Origin of the sequence: Kitasatospora sp. NPDC089913, from assembly GCF_044748625.1 — a bacterium.
Taxonomy (GTDB): Bacteria; Actinomycetota; Actinomycetes; order Streptomycetales; family Streptomycetaceae; genus Kitasatospora.
The window spans coordinates 55,290-75,955 of record NZ_JBIVGI010000017.1; the positions used below are offsets into that span (position 1 = coordinate 55,290).

Below are 20,666 nucleotides of genomic sequence, written 5' to 3' on the forward strand. Positions count from 1 at the left end.
CTCCCAGGTTGTGCCCCTCCGCCGGGGGGTGATCGCGGCGCCGCCCCCCCCGCCGGGGCGGGCCCCGGGCGCCGACCCGGCCCCCGGCCCCGGGGGCCCCTGGGCCGCAGGAGCCGTCGCGGTCGCCGCAGTGGTGCGTTCACCGGGAGGGTTGTTGGCCGCCGAAGGTCACGTTCGCGGTGGTCGTGCGGCATGTCGGTACGGGAGCGATCAACAGCGCTTCTCGGGCTTCAGGACGGCCGCCCGCCGAACTGCCAGTCGTGCACCTCGACGGCGGCGTACCGGTCCGGAGGCAGGACGGCGCGCGCTGTCTGCGGGTCCGGCGCGCGGAGCAACGCCGCGGTGCCCAGCCAGGTCGCGCCGCTGTCGGAGAGCAGCGGCCCGTAGGCGATCAGCTCGTCAGGGTCGGGCGGTGCCACGAGGTCGGTGTCGTGTCCGGTGCCGAGGCCGAGCACCAGATACCGGTTCCCGCCGGTCCGGCCACCGGGGAAGTCCCACATGGTGCGCCCCAGGACGTTGCGCCATCGCCGTACCAGCACGTCCCGGTACATGCCGGCCTGGTAGCCGGGTTCGTCGAAGGCGAACGCGCGGGCGGCGGCAGGATCCGGCAGGTCGACGATATGGACGCTGCCGGTGGCGGTCGCAGTGTCGCCGTCGCCGGAGAGGGTCGGGCCGCGGGCGATCATCTCTGTCGCGTACCGGTCCATGTAGGACCAGTGCTCCTCCCGCAGTTCCTCGCGCAGGCCCTCGGAGCCGGGCCGATCGCGGTGGTGGACGAAGAACTCCATGTCCGCAGGATCTCCTCGACGGGGTGGCCCGGTCGAGCGGTTTACCGATGCCGGGACCGCTGGGCGGACGACGGGCGCTGGGCCGCCCGCGGTCCGGAGGACGGTGCTGGGATCGCGGCGGTCGCGGACGCGGCCGCGGAGCGCGTCAGTCCGGGGTGCCGTCGTGGGCGCGGCCAGGGGTGTTGGCGACCGCGCCGTCAACCGCGCCGTCGACCGCGCCCAGGGGGCGGGTCAGCTGGGTCCCGGAGTCGAAGCTGCGGGCGGCCGTGAAGGTTCCGGTGAGGTCCGGGTGGCGGCCGAGGGCGGCGTGGGCGAGGGAGACGTCCTCCGGGGTGAGGCGGCGGGTGAGGCCGAGGTGCGGGGACCACCGGCCGGGGACGTAGTGGGCGGACGGTTCCTCGGCGCCGTCCAGGACCTCCCAGACACGTCGGTGGAGCTGCACCAGTTCGAGCGTGGGGACGATCGACCAGCTGAGCACCCGGCGCCGGCTGCGGGCCGCGAAGGACAGCAGGCCGGTCAGTCGGACGGTCAACGGCAGTGCCTCGGCGAGGAGTTCGTCGAGCCGATCGGCGGCACCGGCGGGCATCCGGGCGCAGGCGGCCAGGGTGAGATGAGGCCGGTGCCCCTGGTGCTGGTTGTGGGCGAGACTGTCCACCCCCGCGTCCGCGAGCCGCTGCCACACGGTGCGCACGGCGTGGTCGAACGGCGGGTCGCAGAGCAGCTCAACCGTCTGCACGGGCCCCGCCCGGTCGGTGCGCCGGCGCGAGGTCCTTGCCGTACCAGATCTCGGCGTACGGGCTGTTGCCGTAGGCGGGTATCTCGCGGTAGCCGTGCCGGGTGTAGAGCGCGCGGGCCTCCACCAGGTCGAGCCGGGTGTCCAGGACGATCCGGTGGGCTCCGAGGGACCGTGCCGCCTCCTCGACGGCGCCGAGCAGCCGGGCGCCGCCCCCGGTGCCGCGCCGGGACGGTCGGACGTACACCCGGGTCAGCTCGACGGTCGTGGCGTCGAGCACCCGCAGACCGGCGCAGGAATCGGCCTCGCCCGCGTACCGGCCGAGCAGGAAGAGCCCGGTGGGCGGGGCGAGGTGGTCGCTGGGGGTGTCGGCGAGGCCGGTCTCGATCTCCTCGGCCGTGCCGTCCCGGTCGAAGTGGAGCCGGTAGTAGCGGTTGGCGACGTCGACGAAGTACTCGCGCAGCAGCACCAGGGACTCGGCGGATCCGGGATCGGCGGGTGCGACCGCCCAGGAGTCCCCGGTGCCGTGTTCGGTGCTCGTCGTGCTCGTCGTGCTCGTCGTGCTCGTCGTCATGGGCGCATTATCGGGCGCCGTGCGCGCCGGGCGCCAACCCTTTTCGATCACCGACGGGACCGTAGCCGCAGGTCGGGAGCGTGGTCCGGGGTGGGCCGGGTGGGTGACGGGTGGATTGGGTGCCCGGCGTGGCGGGGGAGCAGTGAAATCATGGACAGACCATCAGATAATCGCATTAATCGGGGGTTGACGGAGCCTCGGCGCGGACGGGGGCGGCACGGACTGGTCGCGGCGGTGTGCCTGGTGGCCGCGGTCGCGGGGTGCGGAGGTTCGGCCGGGGGTGGCGCGGTGCCGTCGACCGCACGGGCCGGTGCGAGTGCGGCAACCGACCGGGGCGTGCCCCGGCCCCCGGCCGTACCGGCGGCAGCGGCCGCCCCGGTGGTGCCGGCGGTCCTCCCAGGACCGGCCAGGGCGGAGGAGGAGACCAGCGGCGCGGCGGTGGCCCGTCGGGCCGAGGCCGCCCGGGCGGCGCTGGAGACCGCCCGCCGCTGGGGCCTGGCCCGGCTTCCCCTGCCGGCCCCGCAGCCCCCGGCGGGCCGGCCCGAGCTGCGCGCCGCGCAGGGCGTCAAACTCGCGGACGGGCTGCCGCCGGTGGTCTACCGGGTGCCCACCGACCGGCCGATCGTCTTCCTGACGGTGGACGACGGCGCCGAGAAGGATCCGGAGTTCAGCCGGATGGCGGCCGAGCTCGGCATCCCGCTGTCCACCTTCGTGGCCGACTACCTGGCCCGCTCCGACTACGGCTACTTCCGCCGGCTGTCGGAGCAGGGCGACGCGGTGAACAACCACACCATCAACCACCGCAACCTCAAGGTCCTCGACTACGCGACCCAGCGCGACGAGATCTGCCGCCAGCAGGACCAGCTGGAGGGGCAGATCGGCAGCCGCCCCCGGCTCTTCCGGCCGCCCTACGGCGAGTACAACGAGGACACCCTGCGGGCCGCCGGTTCCTGCGGCATCGAGGCGGTGCCGCTGTGGAACGAGGAGGCGTTCCCGGACCGGATGGAGTACCGCTACGAGGACCAGCGGCTCCACCCGGGCGACATCATCCTGACCCACTTCCGCGGCACCGACCTGTGGCCGGGCACCATGCCCGACCTGCTGCGCAAGGTGGTCGACGAGGTCACCGCACAGGGTTTCGCGCTGGCCCGGCTGGACGACTACCTCTAGCCCGGACGCCGGGCGGGCCGTCCGGGACGAAGACCGGCCGCCCGCCCGCGCCCTTCCGCGCATGCCTGACCGCCCGCCGCCCCCCGACCGGCCCGCCCGCGCCCGACTGCCCGCCCCCCGACCGGCCCGCCCGCGCCCGACTGCCCGCCCCCCGACCGGCCCGCCCGCGCCCGACCGCCCGTGAGAGTCCGGTCGGCGCTCAGTCGAGCGAGAGCGCGTCCAGGTACACCCAGGCACCCTCGTGCCGCACGAACCGGCTGTGCTCGGTGAGGACGCCCTCCTCCCGCCCCTCCGTGTAGTGGGCCCGGAAGGCCACCGTGCCCTCGGCGTGGAACGCCCCGCCCTCGCCCGTGGACAGCACCTCCAGCCGCACCCAGCGCAGCCCGGGGTCGAAGTCCACGCTCTCCGGCCGGGTGTCCGGGTGCCAGGTGCGCAGCAGATAGGCCTCGTCGCGGGCGGCGAAGGCGCTGTAGCGCGAGCGCATCAGCGCCTCGGCGGTGGTGGCGGCGAGCTGCCCCCAGTGCAGTCGGCCGCAGCACTCGGCGTAGCTGCCGGGCAGGCCGCAGGGGCAGGGGGAGGAGGGGAGCAGGCGCGGCGCGGGCGTGCTGGCGCGGGGCGCGGAACGACGTCGGGACATGCGCTCCATTCTGGCCCCTCCGCGTGATGCCTGCGGCCCGGACCCGAAGACTGGGCGCGGAACCGGGCAAAGGCCGCGATATCACCTCTGACCTGCGTCGATGCCGGAATTGAAGTGGCGGAGCGGCCCGCGCGGACCTTAGAGTCGGCCCGCTCGCGGGCGGTCCGCGGCGGTGACGGGGCGGGCGGAGACCGGCCCTGGTGCGTCCTTGGTGCTGTGTGGGGAGTGGTTCCGGTGCTGTGCGTGGTCTGCGGGGCTCGGCCGGTGATGGGGGACGGCGGGCGGTGCTACGCCTGCGCGGAGGCCGCGTCGCACTGGCCGCGGGACTTCCGGTCGCCCAAGGTCGCGGCGGTGGTGGCCGTCGTGCTGCTGGTACTGAGCGGTCTGCTGGCGGCGGGCGTGCTGGTCGCCGATGTCCTCGGCGTGCGGGCGGTCGGCCTGGTACTGGCGGACGCCGACGACGTCGAGGGGTACGACCTGCTGGACTCCCTGGCCGCGTTGGAGACCGCGACGAACGGTGCGTCGCTGTTCCTGCTGCTGGTGACGGCGGTGTCCTTCGTCGTCTGGTTCCGCCGGATCCGGGCGAACGCGGACCTGTTCGTGCCGAACGGGCACCGGCTCGGGTCGGGCTGGGCGATCGGGGCGTGGTTCACGCCCCTGGTCGGGCTCTGGTTCCCGTGGCAGCTGGTGGTGGACTGCTGGCTGGCCAGCGGCCCGGTCGACCCGGAGGGGCGGCGGCGGACCGTGTCGCACTGGCTGGTGTCGGCGTGGTGGACGACCTGGACCGGCTCGCTGCTGGCCCCGCGGATCGCCCGCGCCCTGGTCCGGACGGGGCCGGGGGTCGACGAGGAGGACCTGCGGCTGGAAGCCGTGCGGACGGCGCTGCAGGTCGAGGTCGTCGGGAACGCGCTGCGGGTGGCGGCGGCGGTGCTGGCGGTCCTGGTGGTCTGGCGGCTGACGGAGATGCAGATCGCGCGGGCGGCCGTGGCGCGGCGCCCGGGGGCCCGGCCGGTGCCGCCCCAGGAGCCCTTCGGGACGCGGCCCGTGTCGGCTGCCGTGAGCTGACCGCGCTTCCTCTCCTCGTACGCCGGGCCGGGAGGTGTCCACCGACACCTCCCGGCCCGGCGTTCGTGCGTCCCGGCACGTCCCGCTGCGCCCGGCGCCGCTCCGGCGGCGAGTCCCAAGGCTCGCCGGCGCCGCTCCGGCACCGTTCCAGCGGCGAGTCCGGAGCTGTACCCGGCGTCGGGTCCAGCGGGCCGTGACCGCGACCACGACCGCGACCACGACCGCGACCGCGACCGCGACCACGACCGCGACCGGGACCGGAGCCGGGACCGCGACGTGACCGCCGTCCCGGGCGTCCGGGACGCCGGGCGGCGGAGTGTGGGTGGGAGCCCGGTGTGCGCCGGGCGGCCGAGCCGTCGGCGGAAATCTCCGGAGCCCCCGTGAATGCACACTGTTTGCACACAGATCCGCGACCGGTGCCCCCGCGTCCGCCGCCTCGGCCGGTCGCTGTCCGAACGGGTCGGGCGAGTGCGCGGCCGAAGGGTTCGGGGGCCGTACTCTCGGCCAGATCTTGACTGCCCACGGACAAGAATGAGTCCGGAAATCTGCTTGCGGTGCCAGCGGGGCGCAAGTGTGCCCCAACTGACGAACCGTCGGCGAAACGCTATCGGTACGGACCGGCGCTGCCAAGGGGGCTGTCAATCCGTGTGATATCGCCGACGAACCGTCAGATCCCGGCCCCGCTGACCAGCCCGGGAGAGGTGATCTTTCCGGCATATCGAACGAGTGACGGAAATGTGCTGGTGATTCGTAGATCTTTACCCCACCATCTCCGAGGGCACACCGCCCATTTCTCGCCGACCACAAGTCGATGCAGCAGCACCCTCGGGAGAGAAGCGATGAGTTCGACGGGACTTACCCCACTGGATCCGGCGGCACCACTGGCCGAACTGGTGGCCGCGCAGGTCAGACGAACCCCGGACGCCACGGCCGTGATCGACGGCACACGCCGGCTGACCTACCGTGAACTGGACGCCGCGGCAGCCGCGGTGGCGGGCCGACTGGCCGCCGTCGGTGTCCGGGCCGAGACCCTGGTCGGCGTATGCCTGCCGCGCACGGCCGACCTCGTGGTCGGCCTGCTGGCGGTGCTGCGGGCCGGCGGGGCCTACGTGCCGCTCGACCCGGCCTACCCGCGCGACCGCCTCGAACTGGTCGTCGGTGACGCACAGGCCCCCGTCGTGCTCACCGACCGCGCCCACGAGCACCTGCTGAACGGGGCCGGCGCCACCCTCCTGCACGTCGACGGGGACGGCCCGGCCGCCCCGCTCGACCCGGCCGCCGCGCGCCCCACCACCGGCGACGCGACCACCGACGCACTGGCCTACGTCCTCTACACCTCCGGCTCCACCGGCCGCCCCAAGGGCGTCTCGGTCACCCAGCGCGGCGTCAACGCCATGCTCCGCTGGGCCGCCGACACCTACACCGCCGCCGACCTCGCCGGAGTGCTGTTCGGCACCTCCGTGTGCTTCGACATCTCGGTGTACGAGCTGTTCCTCCCGCTCTCCGTCGGCGGCACGATCGTGGTCGCCGAGAACGTCCTCGCCCTCCCGGAGCTGCCCGCCCGGGACGAGGTCACCCTGGTCAACACCGTGCCCAGCGCGATGGCCGCGCTGCTGCGCGGCGACGGCACCGGCGCCGCCGACGGACTGCCGGCCGGCGTGCGCGTGGTCAACCTGGCCGGCGAGGCCCTGCCCCGCCACCTCGCGGACCGGGTCCACGCCCAGCCCGGCGTCGAGCGCCTCTACAACCTGTACGGGCCGACCGAGGACACCGTCTACTCCACCTGGTCGCTGGTCGCCCGCGGCGGAACCGGCGAACCGGTCATCGGCCGTCCGCTCGCCGGCACCCTCGACCACGTGCTCGACGAGCACCGGATACCCGTGCCGGACGGCGGCATCGGCGAGCTGTACCTCTCCGGTGAGGGCCTGGCCCGCGGCTACCACGGACGCCCCGACCTCACCGAGGAGCGTTTCGTCCACGTCGACGGCCTGCGCTGCTACCGCACCGGGGACCTGGTCCGCCGACTGCCCGACGGCGACCTGGAGTACCACGGGCGGGTCGACCACCAGGTGAAGGTCCGCGGCTTCCGGGTCGAACTCGGCGAGATCGAGGCGGTGCTCGCCACCCACCCCGCGGTCGAGGCCGCCGCCGCCGTCGTCCAGCGCGACGAGGCCGGCGACTACCTGGCCGCCTTCGTCCAGCCCGCCCCCGGCGTCGCCGGACCGACGCCCGCCGAACTGCGCGCCCACTGCGCCGCCGCCCTGCCCGGCTACATGGTGCCGCTGGCCGTCGCCGTACTGGCGGAACTGCCGCTCACCCCCAACGGCAAGACCGACCGCAAGGCGCTGCCCCCGGCCGCCCGCAGCCGGGGCGGGCACGAGCTGTTCGTCGCCCCCCGCACCCCCGCCGAGATCCGGATCGCCGAACTCTGGCAGGGCCTGCTCGGCGTCCCCGAGGTCGGCGTGCACGACGTCTTCCTCGACCTCGGCGGCCACTCCCTGCTCGCGGTCGGCCTGCTGGCCCGGGTCGAGCGCGAGTTCGGCACCCGGGTGCCGCTCGCCGAGTTCTTCGCCGCCCCGACCGTCGCCGCGCTGGCCGTCCGGGCCGCCAACGGCGGCGGCGGACGCGCCTCGGTGGCACCGCCGGAGCGGGAGGCCCACCTGCCCGCCCGCGCCACCGAGTTCCAGCGCGAACTGTGGCTGCACGAGGCCGTCCAGACCGGCAGCCCGCTCTACAACGTGCCGGTGCGGATCCGCGCCGAGGGCAACCTCGACCGCGAGGCCCTCGGCCGCGCGCTCACCGAGGTCGTCCGCCGCCACGAGTCGCTGCGCACCGCCCTGTACGGCGACCCGAACCCGACCGAGAACGACGACGCCGTCGCCGACGTGCGCCCGCCGTACCCGGTCGAGGTGCCGCTGCTCGACCTGGTCGGCCCGCACGGTCAGGTGGCCGACGAGGAGGCGGTCGACGACGCGCTGCGCGCCGAGGCCGCCCGTCCGCTCGACCTCGCCGGCGGCCGGCTGCTGCGCGCCCTCGCCGTACGGACCGGCGCGGACCGCCACGAGCTGCTGATCACCGTGCACCACGCCGCGGCCGACGGCTGGGCCGCCGGGCTGCTGCTCGCCGAGGTCGCCCGCGCCCTGCGGGACGGCGAACTGCCCGAGCCCGCGCTGCAGCTGTCCGACGTCGCCCGCTGGGAGCTGCGCGACGTCGAGGCCGGCCGCGAGGGCGCCGAGCGCTGGGCCGAGCACCTGCGCGGCGTCGAGGGCGACCAGCACCTGCCCGGCGACCGCCCGCGCCCCAACCCGCAGGACATCGCCGGCCGCCGCCTCGCCCGCCGCCTCGACGAGGGATTCGTCGAGGGCCTCGAGAAGTGGGCCGCGGGGGAGGGCGCCAGCCTCTACACCGTGGTGCTCGCCGCGCTCGGCGGAGTGCTGCACCGCTACACCGGCCGCACCGACGTCGCCGTGATCAGCCCCTTCGCCGTCCGCCCGGTGCCCGAGCTGGAGACCGTGATCGGCTCGCTGATCAACACCGTCCCGCTGCGCTTCGACGTGGCCGGCGCCGACACCTTCCGCGAGCTGGTCGCCCGGGTCCGCCCGGTCGTCCTGGAGGCCGCCGAGCACAGCGGTCACCCGTTCGTCGACCACGCCCGGCGCTACGGCGGTTCGCCCGGCCTCACCGCCTCGCCGATCTCCCAGGTGCTGCTGGCCGTCCAGAACCACCCGGTGGCCGGCGTCGAACTGCCCGGACTGAAGCTCACCTTCGTCGCCGAGGTGTGCAACGGCACCGCGAAGACCGACCTCTCGCTGTTCCTGGAGTTCCCGGCCGACGGCCCGCTGCTGTCCGCCGAGTACCGCACCTCCCGCTACGAGGAGCGGTCCGTGCGCGCCGCGCTCGACCACCTGGTCGCGCTGCTCTCCGCCGCCGTCGCCGAACCCGACCGCCCGCTCGGCGAGCTGGCCATGCTCTCCGCCGCCGAACTCGCGGCCGACGAGCCGGTCGACCGCACCGGGGCGCCGTTCCCCGACGCCCCGCTGCACCGGCTGGTCGCCGACCGGGCCGCGCTCGCCCCGGACGCGCCCGCCGTGTCCGCCGCCGACGGCACCCTCGACTACGCCGGACTCCTCGACACCGCCGACCGGCTGGCCCACCTGCTGGCCGCCCGCGGTGCGGGACCCGGCCACCTCGTCGCCGTTGCGGTGCGACGGGGCCGGCTGCTGCCCGCCGCCCTGCTCGGCGTGCTGCGCAGCGGCGCCGCCTACCTGCCGCTCGACATCGACCAGCCGCTCGCCCGCAACCGGGGTGTGCTCGACGACGCCGGTGTCACCCTGGTGGTCGCCGAGACCGCCACCGCCGGCCACGAACTGCTGCACGGCCGGGAGACCGTCCTGGTGGACGGCCCCGCGCACGCCGCCGCCCCGGCCCGGGCGCCGGAGGTCACGGTCGGCCCGGAGGACCCGGCCTACCTGCTGTACACCTCCGGCTCCACCGGCCGCCCCAAGGGCGTCGCCGTGCCGCACCGGGCGATCGTCAACTTCCTCACCTCGATGGGCCGCGAACCCGGCCTCACCGGGCGGGACGTGATGGCCGCCGTCACCACCGTGACCTTCGACATCGCGGGCCTGGAGCTGTGGCTGCCGCTGGTCACCGGTGCCCGGGTGGAGATCGCCGACCGGGCCACCGCCACCGACGGGGCCGCGCTCGGCGCCTGGGTGGAGAAGCAGGGCGTGACCCATCTCCAGGCCACCCCCGCGACCTGGCGGATGCTGCTGGAGGCCGACTGGGCCGGCCGCCCGGGACTGACCGCGCTGTGCGGGGGCGAGGCGCTCACCGCGGACCTCGCCCGCGCCCTGCTCGGCCGGGTCGACTCGCTGTGGAACCTCTACGGCCCGACCGAGACCACCGTCTGGTCCACCGTCCAGCGGGTGACCCCCGAACTCGTCGCCCACGGCGGGGTGGTGGCCCTCGGCGACCCGATCGCCAACACCCGGCTGCACCTGCTCGACCGCTCCGGCCAGCCGGTCCCGGTCAACGGCATCGGCGAACTGTGCATCGCCGGCGCGGGTGTCGCGCTCGGCTACCACGGCCGGCCCGAGCTGACCGCGGAGCGGTTCACGGCCGAACCGGGCCGTACCGACGGCGCGTTGATGTACCGCACCGGCGACCTCGCCAGTCGCCGCGCCGACGGCCGGCTGGAGTACCACGGCCGTGCCGACGCCCAGGTCAAGCTGCGGGGCTTCCGGATCGAGCTGGGCGAGATCGAGGCCGCGCTCACCGCCCTGCCGGGCGTCGTCGCGGGCGCGGCCCGGCTCGTCGGCACCCCGGCCGGACCGGTCCTGGCCGGTTACGCCGTCGCCCCGGGCCTGACCGAGGACGCGTTGCGCGGCGCGCTGACCGAGCGGCTGCCCGACTACATGGTGCCCGCCGGGCTGGTCCTGCTCGACGCGCTGCCGCTGACCCCCAGCGGCAAGGTCGACCGGGCCGCGCTGCCGGTGCCGGAGCTCGGTGGGGCCGGCGCCCCGCCCGAGGGCGACTGCGAGGAGCTGCTCGCGGACCTGTGGACCGAGGTCCTCAAGGTCGAGCGGGTCTCCCGGCACGACGACTTCTTCGCCCTCGGCGGGCACTCGCTGCTCGCCACCCGGCTGCTGGCGCGGATCCGGGACACCTTCGAGACCGAACTGCCCCTGCGCGTCGTCTTCGAGGACCGCACCCTGGCCGCCCTGGCCCGCCGGGTCGAGGAGCGGCTGCTGGAGGAGATCGACGACCTCGACGACCTCGGTGACCTGGACGCCCTCGACGGCCTCGGTGACCTGGACGCCCTCGACGGCCTCGGTGACCTGGACGCCCTCGACGGCCTCGGTGACCTGGACGGCCTCGACGAGACCGCCGGGAGCGCCCTGTGAACCGCCCCACCCATCCCGGAGCCGCCGGCGACACCGGCAGGACCGGGACCTTGGAAGCATGCCCGGCCGCCGGCGACACCGGCGCCCTGACGGGGGAGACCGCATGACCGACCACAGCACCACCGGGCCGACCCCGGCCCGGGAACGAGCCCAGGAACAAGCGCAGGAACGCGCTCAGGAACAAGCCCGGGAACGGGCTCAGGAACAGGGTCGGGTTCAGGCCCAGCAGCCGGACCAGGCCGCCCGCCGGCAGGAGCTGCTGCGCCGCCGCCTCGCCAAGGCCAAGGCCGCCAAGGCGGCGGCCGCGGCCGGCGGCGCCGAGCACCGCACCATCACGCCGCGCCCCGAGGGCACGGCGCCCCCGCTGTCCTCGGCCCAGCGCCGGATGTGGTTCCTCGCCCAGTACGAACCGGACAGCGCCGCCTACCACATCCCGCTCGCCCTGCACCTCGACGGCGAACCCGACGAGGCCGCCCTCGCCGCCGCGCTCACCGACGTCCTCACCCGGCACGAGGTGCTCCGCACCGTCTACCCGACCGTCGACGGCGAGGTGAGCCCCGAGCCGAGATCCGCCGACTCCTTCGTCCTCACCGTCGCCGAGGTCCCCGCCGACCGGGTCGACGACCGGCTGGCGGCCGAGGCCCACCGCCCCTTCGACCTGGCCACCGACCTGCCGCTGCGGGCCGCCCTGCTCCGCACCGACGAGGGCGCCGTCCTCAGCCTGGTGCTGCACCACATCGCGGCCGACGGCTGGTCGATCGGCGTCCTGTTCGGCGACCTCGCCACCGCCTACGGCGCCCGTCGCGCCGGGCGGGCCCCGGCCTTCGAGCCGCTTCCCGTCCAGTACGCGGACGTCGCGCACTGGCAGCGGACCGAGCTCGCCGCCGAACTCGACCGGCAGCAGGCCTGGTGGCAGGAGCGCCTGCGCGGCGCCGCCGCCACCGTCACCCTGCCCGCAGACCGGCCCCGGCCGGCCGTCGCCGGCACCGAGGGCGCGCGCTTCACCGAGGCGCTCGGCGAGGAGCGCACCCGCCGGGTCCGCGTCCTCGCCGAACGGACCGGCAGCACCGTCTACATGGTGCTGCTGGCCGCCCTGCAGACCGTGCTCGGCCGGTACACCGGCAGCGAGGACGTCACCGTAGGCACCCCCATCGCCGGGCGCACCCGGAGCGAGACCGAGCCGCTGGTCGGCTGCTTCGTCAACACCCTGGCGATGCGTACCGACCTCTCCGGCGACCCGACGGTCCGCGGACTCCTGGAACGGGTGAAGGACGCCACCCTCGGCGCCTACGGCCACCAGGACCTGCCGTTCGAGCGGCTGATCGACGCGCTCGGGCTGGAGCGGGAACTCGCCCACACCCCGCTGTTCCAGGTCCTGCTGAACGTCCACAACCAGGCCGAGGCCCGCCCCGAGCTGCCCGGCCACACCGTGCGCTGGCGGCCGATCGGCACCGACACCGCCAAGTTCGACCTCTCGGTGGCCGTCGTCGACACCGGCGGCGAACTCGCCGCCGACCTGATCTGGCGCACCGAGCTGTACGACGAGGCCACCGTCCGCCGCTTCCTCGGCCACCTCACCACGACCCTCGACGCGATGGCCGCCGACCCCGACCGCCCGCTCGCCGACCTGCCCCTGCTCACCCCGTCCGAGCAGCGGCAGCTCGCCGAGTGGCACGACGAGGCCCCGCGCGGCTGGGACCTCGGCGGCACCCTGCACGGCCTGGTCGAGGAGCAGGCCCGCCGCACCCCCGACGCGCCCGCAGTGCGCGGCGCCGACGGTGTCCTCGACTACGCCGAACTCGACCGGCGCGCCAACGCGCTGGCCCACCGGCTGCGCGCCGAGGGCGTCGGCCCGGACCGCCCGGTCGGCCTGCTGGTCGAGCGCTCCGCCGCCCTGATCGTCGGCATGCTCGGCATCCTCAAGGCCGGCGGCGCCTACCTGCCGCTCGACCCCGTCTACCCGGACGGGCGGATCAACGCCCTGCTCGACGCGGCCGGCGTCGCGGCCGTCGTCACCACCGAGGACCAGCGCGGACGCCTCACCGGCGGCCACCCCGTGGTCGTCCCGGACGGCACCGGACGGCCCGACGCGCCCGAGGTGGACGTCCGCCCCGAGAACCTCTGCTACCTGCTCTTCACCTCCGGCTCCACCGGGACGCCGAAGGGCGTCGCGGTCGAGCACCGCAACTACCGCAACTACCTGCACGGCCTGCACGAGCGGATCGGCGGCGACCGGACGGGCTGGAACTGGGCCCTGGTCTCCACCTTCGCCGCCGACCTCGGCACCACCAACGTGTTCGGCGCGCTCACCGGCGGCGGCTGCCTGCACCTGCTGACCCGCGACCAGGCCACCGACCCGGAGGCCTTCGCCGCCTACACGGCCGAGCACCGGATCGACGCCGTCAAGCTCGTCCCCAGCCACCTGGAGGGCCTGGCCGCGCACGGCGCCGGCCTCGACGCGATCCTCCCGGCCCGGCTGCTGATCTGCGCCGGCGAGGCGCTGCGGCCCGACCTGGTGGCCCGGATCCGCGCCGCCCGGCCGGACCTGACGCTGCACAACCACTACGGGCCCACCGAGACCACCGTCTCGATGCTCGGCGCGCCCGTGCCCGCCGACCTCGGCGACGCGGTCACGGCACCGCTCGGCCGCCCCTTCGGCAATGTCACCGCCCACCTGCTGGACGCCCGCCGCCGCCCCGTCCCGGTCGGCGTCCCCGGTGAGCTGTACGTCTCCGGCGGCGGCGTCGCCCGCGGCTACCTCGGCCGCGACGACCTCACCGCCGAACGCTTCCTGGAGGTCGACGGACGCCGCTGCTACCGCACCGGTGACCTGGTCCGCCGCCGCCCGGACGGCGCGATCGAGTTCCTCGGCCGGATCGACCACCAGGTCAAGATCCGCGGCTTCCGGGTCGAGATCGGCGAGGTCGAGGCGGAGCTGACGGCCCGCCCCGAGGTCCGCGAGGCCGTGGTGGTCGCCCGTGGCGAGGGCGCCACCGGCTCCCTGGTCGGCTACCTGGTGCCCGCCGACCCGGCCGCCGCGCCCGACCCGGGCGAGCTGCGCGCCGCACTGCGCACCCGGCTGCCCGACTACATGGTCCCGGCCGCCCTGGTCGTCCTGGACGCCCTGCCGCTGAACGCCAACGGCAAGGTCGACCGGGCCGCCCTGCCCGAGCCGGCCGCCGTCCAGCCCGCCGCCGGCGGCGGCGAGCTCACCACCGCGACCGAGCACGACGTGGCCGCCGCCTACCGGAAGGTCCTGGCGACCGAGGAGATCGGCGCCGCCGACGACTTCTTCGCGCTCGGCGGCGACTCCTTCTCCGCCGTGCACGCCGTCCGGCTGATCGGCAACGGCCTGTCGGTCATCGACCTGTTCCAGCACCCCACCGTCCGCGAACTCGCCGCGCTGATCGACGCCCGGGCCGGCGGCACCGCCGACGAGGGACCGCGCACCCTGCTGCACAAGCTCACCCGGGGCAACGCGCCGGCCCGGATGAACGTCGTCTGCGTGCCCTACGGCGGCGGCAGCCCGATCACCTTCCAGCCGCTCGCCGACGCGCTGCCGGCCGACCACCGGCTCTACGCCGTCGAGCTGCCCGGCCACGATCCGAGCCGCCCCGACGACGAACTCGCCGAACTCGCCACCCTGGCCGACACCCTGACCGCCCAGGTGCTGGAGCGCATCGACGGCCCGGTGCTGCTCTACGGCCACTGCCTCGGCGGGGCGCTCGCCACCGCGCTCGGCTCCCGGCTGGAGGCGGCCGGCGTCGACCTGCGCGGACTCGCCCTCGGCGGCACCTTCCCCGCCGCCCGGCTGCCCGGCCGCTTCGCCGAGTGGATGGCCCGGCGGATGCCCGGCGACCGGGCGCTGTCCAACCGCGGCTACCTCGACTACCTGCGCGCGATGGGCGGCTTCACCGACGTCTACGACCAGGCCGAACAGGACTTCCTGGTCCGGGCGCTGCGCCACGACGTCCGGCAGGCCGAGGAGTTCTACACCCGCGCCTACGGGGACGAGCGGCCGGAGCGGATCGACGCCCCGATCCTCTGCGTGGTCGGCGAGAAGGACCGCGCCACCCTGCTCTACCAGGAGCGGTACACCGAGTGGGAGCACTTCGGCGACACCGTCGACCTCGCGGTCGTCCCGCGCGCCGGGCACTACTTCCTCAAGCACCAGGCCGGTGAACTCGCCCGGGTGCTGGCCGGGTTCGCCGCCACCGGCGAGGTGGCCGACCAGGTCGCCGAGAAGCGCCCGGCCGCCAGGGCCGAACTGGGCACCTTCGCCAAGGTCGCGATCGGCCAGTTCGTGTCGATGATCGGTACCAGCCTCTCCACCTTCGCCCTCGGCGTCTGGGTCTACCAGCAGACCGGCTCCGCCTTCGACTTCGCGATGATCTCGTTCATCGCGGTGCTGCCGGCCGTCCTGCTGCTGCCGATCGCCGGCGCCGTCGCCGACCGGGTCGACCGGCGCAGGATCATGATCGTCACGGACACCGTGGCCGCCGCCGGCATGCTCGGCCTCGGCGTACTGCTCTGGACCGACCTCCTGGAGGTCTGGCACATCTACATCGTGGCCTGCCTGGGTTCCGCCTGCGGCGCCTTCCAACGGCCCGCCTACCTCGCCGCGATCACCCAACTGGTGCCCAAGCGCTACCTCGGCCAGGCCAACGGCCTCGCCCAACTCGGCACTGGCGCAGGCGACATGATGGCCATCCTGGCCGGCGGCGTGCTGGTCTCCCTGGTCGGTCTGCACGGCGTCGTGCTGTTCGACATGGCGACCTTCCTCACCGGGGTCAGCTGCCTGCTGCTGGTCCGCTTCCCGAACGCGATGTTCGACAAGCAGGAGGAGCCGCTCTGGCGGGAGGTCGTCACCGGCTGGCGGTACATCGCTCGCAGGCACAGCCTGGTCGCCATGGTGGTCTTCTTCGTGGTGTTCAACTACCTGTTCGCCGTCGCCACCGTGCTGGTCACCCCGATGGTGCTGGCCAACGGCACGCCCTTCCAGCTCAGCGTCGTCACCGCCCTCGGCGGACTCGGCGCGATGGTCGGCGCCCTGGTGATGGGCCTCTGGGGCGGCACCCGCCGCCGCTCCGTCGGCATGATCGGCTTCACCTCGGTGGTCGGCCTCGCCGCCGTCGTCACCGGCAGCCGCCCCGAGACCGCCCTCACCGCCTGCGGACTCTTCCTGCTCTGGGGATCGATGATGATCCTCAACTCGCACTGGATGTCGCTGATCCAGACCAAGGTCGGGATGGAGCTCCAGGGCCGGGTCCTGGCCACCAACCAGATGCTCGCCATGTCGATGATGCCGCTCGGCTTCCTCACCGCGGGCCCGCTCTCCGACCACGTCTTCGAGCCGCTGATGCGCCCCGGCGGCGCACTCGCCGACTCCGTCGGCCTGGTCATCGGCACCGGACCGGGCCGCGGCGCCGGACTGCTGCTCGTCGTGGTCGGCCTGCTGCTCACGGTCTGGGGCCTGCTCGGCCTCGCCTACCGGCCGCTGCGCCTGCTGGAGGACCTCCTCCCGGACGCGCTGCCGGACGCCGAGATCGGCGACAAGGACGCCATCCAGGCCGAGGCCGACCGGCAGCTCGCCCTCGCCGAGGCCGCCGGCGCCGCCGCCCGGCGCCGCGGAGCCCGGGTCCGGGGCGCCGGGCGGCCGCCGTCCGGCACCGTCCGGGTGTCCGGCCCGGCCGGTACCCCGGAGCCGGTCGAGGACGACCCGGCCGACCGGGTGCACGCCGCCACCGGCCGCCGGTAGCCGTCAGCCGCCCGCCGGTGGCCGTCCGCCACCGGCAGCCGCGCACGACGACGCGCCCCCGTCCCCCTCGGCAGGGGGGCGGGGGCGCGTCCGTGCCGGCCGCTCGGGCCGGGGGCTACTTCGCGCGCTTGAAGGAGTAGTTGAACTCCGCCGTGCCGAAGGCCCGCATCAGCCGGATCCAGAACGGCATCATCATCTCCATCGCCCGGGCGCCCGTGATGTCGCCCAGGTCGATCACCGACCCCGCCGGCCAGCCGAAGCTGCCCAGCAGCGCCACCGTGCGCGCCTTGGCCCCCTCGTCGTCACCCGCGACGAAGACGTTGTGCTCGCCCTCGAGCCGCGACGGCTCCACCATCACCGGTGCGGTCACCGTGTTGAGCGTCTTCACCACCAGGGCCTGCGGGAACTCCCGCTGGATCCGCTCACCGACACTGTCGGTGTTCACCGGGTCCAGCGTCAGCTCGCCCTCGGCCGAGAAGACCAGCGGGTTGGAGAGGTCGATCAGGAGCTTGCCCGCCAGCCGCTCCGCGCCCGCCGCCCGCAGCGCGTCGAGGGCCACCGTCCCCGGGGTGGCGTTCAGGACGACCTCGCCGAACTCTGCCGCCTCCGCGAAGGTGCCGTGGTGCCCGGTCGGCCCCGCCTGCTCGGCCCAGGCCACCGCCGCCTCGTTGTCCTTGCTGCGCGACCCCAGGGTCACGTCGTGTCCGAGCGCCACCAGCTTGTCCGCGATCGTCCGCGCGACGTCACCCGTGCCGATGATTCCGTACCGCACCGCTGTTCTCCCCGTTCGTCGTCCGACGCGCCGGGACTTCGACGCGCCGGGACGACGATAGATCAACTGCGGTCCGGTGTCCGGCGAACGCCGCGAACGGGCGCCCGCCGACTGGACCACTTCGGCTGGTGGGCCCGTCCGGTCCGCCGAACCATGGCGCCATGAACCGCACCGCCCCCGGCCCCCGCCCGGCCCGCCGGCTGCCGCGCGCCGCCGCCCTCCTCACCGGCCTCGCCCTGCTCGCCCCGCTCGCCGTCGGCACCGCCCGCGCCGACGTCACCACCATCTCCTTCGGCAACGACCGCACCGCCTGGGACCGCGCCGAACCGCTGCTCGACCCCACCGAGGTCGACCGGTCCGACTTCGGCGTCCGCTTCTCCACCCAGCTCGACGGCCAGGTCTTCGCCCAGCCCCTGGTGATCGGCGACACCGTCGTCGTCGCCACCGAGACCAACCACGTCTACGGCGTCGACGCCAGGAGCGGGAAGATCGTCTGGCACCGGGAGACCGGCCCGGCCTGGGCCTCCGCAGCCATCGGCTGCTCCGACCCCGGCCCCAACGTCGGCACCACCTCCACCCCGGTCCACGACCCCGCCACCGGCACCGTCTACCTCACCAGCAAGGTCGACGACGGCCCCGACGACCACCACCCGCACCACTACGTGCACGCGCTCGACGCCCGCACCGGCGCCGAGCGCAGCGGCTGGCCCGTCACCGTCCAGGGCGAACCGGTGAACGCGCCCGGCAAGCCGTTCAACGCCTACCGCTCGCTCCAGCGCCCAGGACTGCTGCTGCTCGACGGCCGGCTCTACTTCGGCTTCGGATCGCTCTGCGGTATCGGCGACTACATCGGCACGGTGGCCGGCCTCGACACCCGCACCCGCCGGCTCACCCTCTTCTCCACCGTCGCCGGCTCCGACACCCAGCGCGCCTCGGTCTGGATGTCCGGCAGCGGCCTCGTCTCCGACGGCCCCGGCCGGTTCTTCCTCACCACCGCCAACGGCCAGGGCGCCGGTGCGTCGCCCGCCCCCGGCCCCGGCAACCGCCCGCCCGGCGGCCTCGGCGAGTCCGTGGTCCGCTTCGCCGTCGACGCGGACGGCGGCTTCGCCCCCGCGGACTTCTTCAGCCCGACCAACAACGCCACCCTCGACAAGAAGGACACCGACCTCGGCTCCGGCGGCCCGGTCGCCCTGCCGTCCGGCTTCGGCACCGCCGCCCACCCCCACCTCCTGGTCCAGGTCGGCAAGGACGGCCGGATCTTCCTGCTCGACCGCGACGACCTCGGCGGCACCGGCCAGGGCCCGAACGGCACCGACAAGGTCGTCGGCCTCACCGGACCCTTCGGCGGCGTGTGGGGCCACCCCGCGGTCTGGGGCGGCGACGGCGGCTACGTCTACACCGTGGAGAACTACGGCAAGCTGCGCGCCCTCAAGTACGGGGTGAGCGCCGCCGGGACCCCGCAGCTGAGCAGCGCCGGCACCAGCGCCGAGGACTTCCTCAAGATGTCCGGCTCACCCGTCGTCACCTCCGACGGCACCCGCACCGGTTCCGCCCTGGTCTGGGTCATCTGGTCCGGCACCGGGAAGTACGGCGAGGGCGGCGAACTGCGGGCGTACGACCCGGTGCCGGTCGGCGGCACGCTCAAGCTGCGCCGCTCCGTCCCGATCGGCACGGTGAGCAAGTTCTCGGTGCCCGCCACCGACAAGGGGCGCATCTACATCGGCACCAAGGACCACCGCCTGGTCGCCCTCGGGCGCCCCGGCGCCTTCGCCTGAGCCCGCTCGGCCGCCGGTTCCGGCGGGCCGCCCGTCCGCGGGCGGCCCGCCGCACCCCACCGACGGCCCAGGCACCATGCCGAGGGCTCAGGAACTCTGCCGGGGGCTCAGGCACCCTCGCGGAGACGGGCGGTCACCGTCTTGGGGCGCTGGTACTCGTGCAGGGCGAGGGTGGACAGGTCGACGCCCTGGCCGGAGGTGCCGCGGCCGCTGTGCGGGAGCTCGGCGCTCTGGGCGAGGTGGCAGTTGATCCAGGTCTCGCCCGCGTCCAGCCGGGCGGTCAGGTCGAGGGCGGTCGACAGATCGGCGGTCCAGACACTGGCGGCGAGGGCCTGCGGCACCCCGTTGGCGAGCGCGAGCGCGGCCTCGACGGTGGGCGCGTGCTGGACGGTCAGCAGCGGCCCGAACACCTCCTCCAGCACCGCCGGGTCGTCGTCCGGCAGGTCGGCGAGCAGCCGGGCGGGACGCCACAGGCCGTCACCGCGGCCGGGCGCGGGCAGCGAGCGCCCGGCCGCGGAGGCGGCGAGCAGCTTGTCGTACCGGGCGGCCTGGTCGGGGTTGTTGAGCGGGCCGAAGTCCCGGCCCGCCTCACGGGTGCCGAGGGCGGCGGCGAGGGCGGCGACGGTCCGCTCGTAGTTCTCGGTGAGGGTGATCACCCGGGCGGGCGCGGCGCAGCTCTGGCCGGCGTTGTAGGTGCACGCGGCGGCGAGCGCGGACCAGGTGTGGGCGGGCGCGTCGGGCAGGACGAGGACCGGGCTGTTGCCGCCGAGCTCCAGGCTGACCCGGCGGTGGCCGGCCCGGGCGGCGATGTCGGCGCCGGCGGCCGCGCTGCCGGTGAAGGCGATCAGGTCCACGGCGGCGGCGACCAGCAGCCGGCCGCTCTCGCGGTCGCCGGCCAGGGCGGTCAGCACGTCCTCGCCGAGCGCCTCGGCGGCGTGGGCGGCGAGCAGCGCCGCCGAGTCGGGGGTGGTCTCGGCGGGCTTGAGCACCACGGTGTTCCCGGCGGCGAGGGCCGGGGCGCAGCGCCAGGCGGCCATCAGCAGCGGGTAGTTCCACGGGACGACGGCCGCGACCACGCCGACCGGCTCCCAGCGCACCCAGCTCTCGTGCCCCGGCAGGTAGCGGCCGGCGGCGGGGGCGGTGCCGGTGCGGGCGGCCCCCGCGTAGAAGCGGAACAGGTCGGCGACCTCGCGGACCTCGGCGGCGGCCTCGGCCTCGGGCTTGCCGGTGCCGGCCTGCTCCAGCACCGTGTACTCGGTGAGGTGCCGCTCGATCAGGTCGGCCAGCGCGTCGAGGCGGCGTTCGCGCTCGCGCGGGGTGAGCGCGCGCCAGCGCGGTCCGGCGGCGCGGGCCCGGGCCACGGTCTCGGTGACCTGCGCGGAGCGTGCCGGGACGAGGGTGCCCCGGGTGTGGCCGGTGCGCGGGTCGATCAGGTGGAGTTCGGGGACGGCGGGAACGGTGGACGGTGCCATGACGGGGCCTCCGGGC

At 75.1% G+C, this 20,666-nt stretch carries 11 protein-coding genes; 5 read left to right on the plus strand and 6 right to left on the minus strand.

Features of this window, described 5'->3' with window-relative positions:
• Window positions 1-230 precede the first annotated feature (230 nt).
• The 3 genes from ACIPYS_RS24790 to ACIPYS_RS24800 form a co-directional block, all read right to left on the minus strand.
• Window positions 231-788 carry a YciI family protein gene (locus ACIPYS_RS24790; RefSeq protein WP_093863570.1) on the minus strand — a complete coding sequence of 186 codons (558 nt, stop codon included), beginning with the start codon at window positions 786-788 and terminating at the stop codon, window positions 231-233.
• A gap of 145 nt (window positions 789-933) precedes the next feature.
• Window positions 934-1,524: a 2'-5' RNA ligase family protein gene (locus ACIPYS_RS24795; protein WP_400749635.1), complete on the minus strand. Its 591-nt coding sequence runs from the start codon at window positions 1,522-1,524 to the stop codon at window positions 934-936.
• On the minus strand, window positions 1,511-2,095 hold the full coding sequence (locus ACIPYS_RS24800) for a GNAT family N-acetyltransferase (protein ID WP_093863572.1): 585 nt from the start codon (window positions 2,093-2,095) through the stop codon (window positions 1,511-1,513). The genes ACIPYS_RS24795 and ACIPYS_RS24800 overlap by 14 nt, the downstream gene beginning before the upstream one ends.
• A gap of 336 nt (window positions 2,096-2,431) precedes the next feature.
• Here ACIPYS_RS24800 and ACIPYS_RS24805 point away from each other — a divergent pair, with 336 nt between their 5' ends.
• Window positions 2,432-3,265 carry a polysaccharide deacetylase family protein gene (locus tag ACIPYS_RS24805; RefSeq protein WP_400749639.1) on the plus strand — a complete coding sequence of 278 codons (834 nt, stop codon included), beginning with the start codon at window positions 2,432-2,434 and terminating at the stop codon, window positions 3,263-3,265.
• A 199-nt stretch (window positions 3,266-3,464) separates the two neighbouring features.
• Here ACIPYS_RS24805 and ACIPYS_RS24810 read toward each other — a convergent pair whose 3' ends face one another.
• Entirely contained in the window at window positions 3,465-3,902 is a 438-nt protein-coding gene (locus tag ACIPYS_RS24810) for a YchJ family protein (protein ID WP_400749641.1), read from the minus strand.
• Between the two features lie 225 nt (window positions 3,903-4,127).
• On the opposite strand from ACIPYS_RS24810, the gene ACIPYS_RS24815 reads away from it, so the two are divergent.
• From ACIPYS_RS24815 to ACIPYS_RS24825, 3 genes are all read left to right on the plus strand, one after another.
• Complete coding sequence (locus ACIPYS_RS24815; protein WP_400749644.1) at window positions 4,128-4,967, plus strand: DUF4328 domain-containing protein; 840 nt, start codon at window positions 4,128-4,130, stop codon at window positions 4,965-4,967.
• An 839-nt stretch (window positions 4,968-5,806) separates the two neighbouring features.
• Entirely contained in the window at window positions 5,807-10,873 is a 5,067-nt protein-coding gene (locus ACIPYS_RS24820) for an amino acid adenylation domain-containing protein (RefSeq protein ID WP_400749647.1), read from the plus strand.
• Between the two features lie 103 nt (window positions 10,874-10,976).
• A complete protein-coding gene (locus tag ACIPYS_RS24825) occupies window positions 10,977-16,631 on the plus strand; it encodes an amino acid adenylation domain-containing protein (protein ID WP_400749650.1) in 5,655 nt (1,884 codons plus the stop codon).
• A gap of 115 nt (window positions 16,632-16,746) precedes the next feature.
• Here the strand turns inward: ACIPYS_RS24825 and ACIPYS_RS24830 are convergent, their stop codons facing one another.
• Window positions 16,747-17,403 (minus strand): NADPH-dependent F420 reductase, encoded by a 657-nt coding sequence (locus tag ACIPYS_RS24830; protein ID WP_400749653.1) that lies wholly within the window; start codon window positions 17,401-17,403, stop codon window positions 16,747-16,749.
• 161 nt (window positions 17,404-17,564) lie between these two features.
• Here ACIPYS_RS24830 and ACIPYS_RS24835 point away from each other — a divergent pair, with 161 nt between their 5' ends.
• The gene (locus ACIPYS_RS24835; protein ID WP_400749655.1) at window positions 17,565-19,178 is read left to right on the plus strand and encodes a PQQ-binding-like beta-propeller repeat protein; all 1,614 of its coding nucleotides are present in this window, start codon (window positions 17,565-17,567) and stop codon (window positions 19,176-19,178) included.
• Between the two features lie 107 nt (window positions 19,179-19,285).
• Here ACIPYS_RS24835 and ACIPYS_RS24840 read toward each other — a convergent pair whose 3' ends face one another.
• On the minus strand, window positions 19,286-20,650 hold the full coding sequence (locus ACIPYS_RS24840; protein WP_400749658.1) for an aldehyde dehydrogenase family protein: 1,365 nt from the start codon (window positions 20,648-20,650) through the stop codon (window positions 19,286-19,288).
• Window positions 20,651-20,666 lie beyond the last annotated feature (16 nt).

What these genes read in the sequence shown, in the direction of transcription:
- ACIPYS_RS24790 (WP_093863570.1), bottom strand. Translation starts at nt 788, where the DNA reads ATGGAGTTCTTCGTCCACCACCGCGATCGGCCCGGCTCCGAGGGCCTG.
- ACIPYS_RS24800 (WP_093863572.1), bottom strand. Translation starts at nt 2,095, where the DNA reads ATGACGACGAGCACGACGAGCACGACGAGCACGACGAGCACCGAACAC.
- ACIPYS_RS24810 (WP_400749641.1), bottom strand. Translation starts at nt 3,902, where the DNA reads ATGTCCCGACGTCGTTCCGCGCCCCGCGCCAGCACGCCCGCGCCGCGC.
- ACIPYS_RS24820 (WP_400749647.1), top strand. Translation starts at nt 5,807, where the DNA reads ATGAGTTCGACGGGACTTACCCCACTGGATCCGGCGGCACCACTGGCC.
- ACIPYS_RS24825 (WP_400749650.1), top strand. Translation starts at nt 10,977, where the DNA reads ATGACCGACCACAGCACCACCGGGCCGACCCCGGCCCGGGAACGAGCC.
- ACIPYS_RS24835 (WP_400749655.1), top strand. Translation starts at nt 17,565, where the DNA reads ATGAACCGCACCGCCCCCGGCCCCCGCCCGGCCCGCCGGCTGCCGCGC.
- ACIPYS_RS24840 (WP_400749658.1), bottom strand. Translation starts at nt 20,650, where the DNA reads ATGGCACCGTCCACCGTTCCCGCCGTCCCCGAACTCCACCTGATCGAC.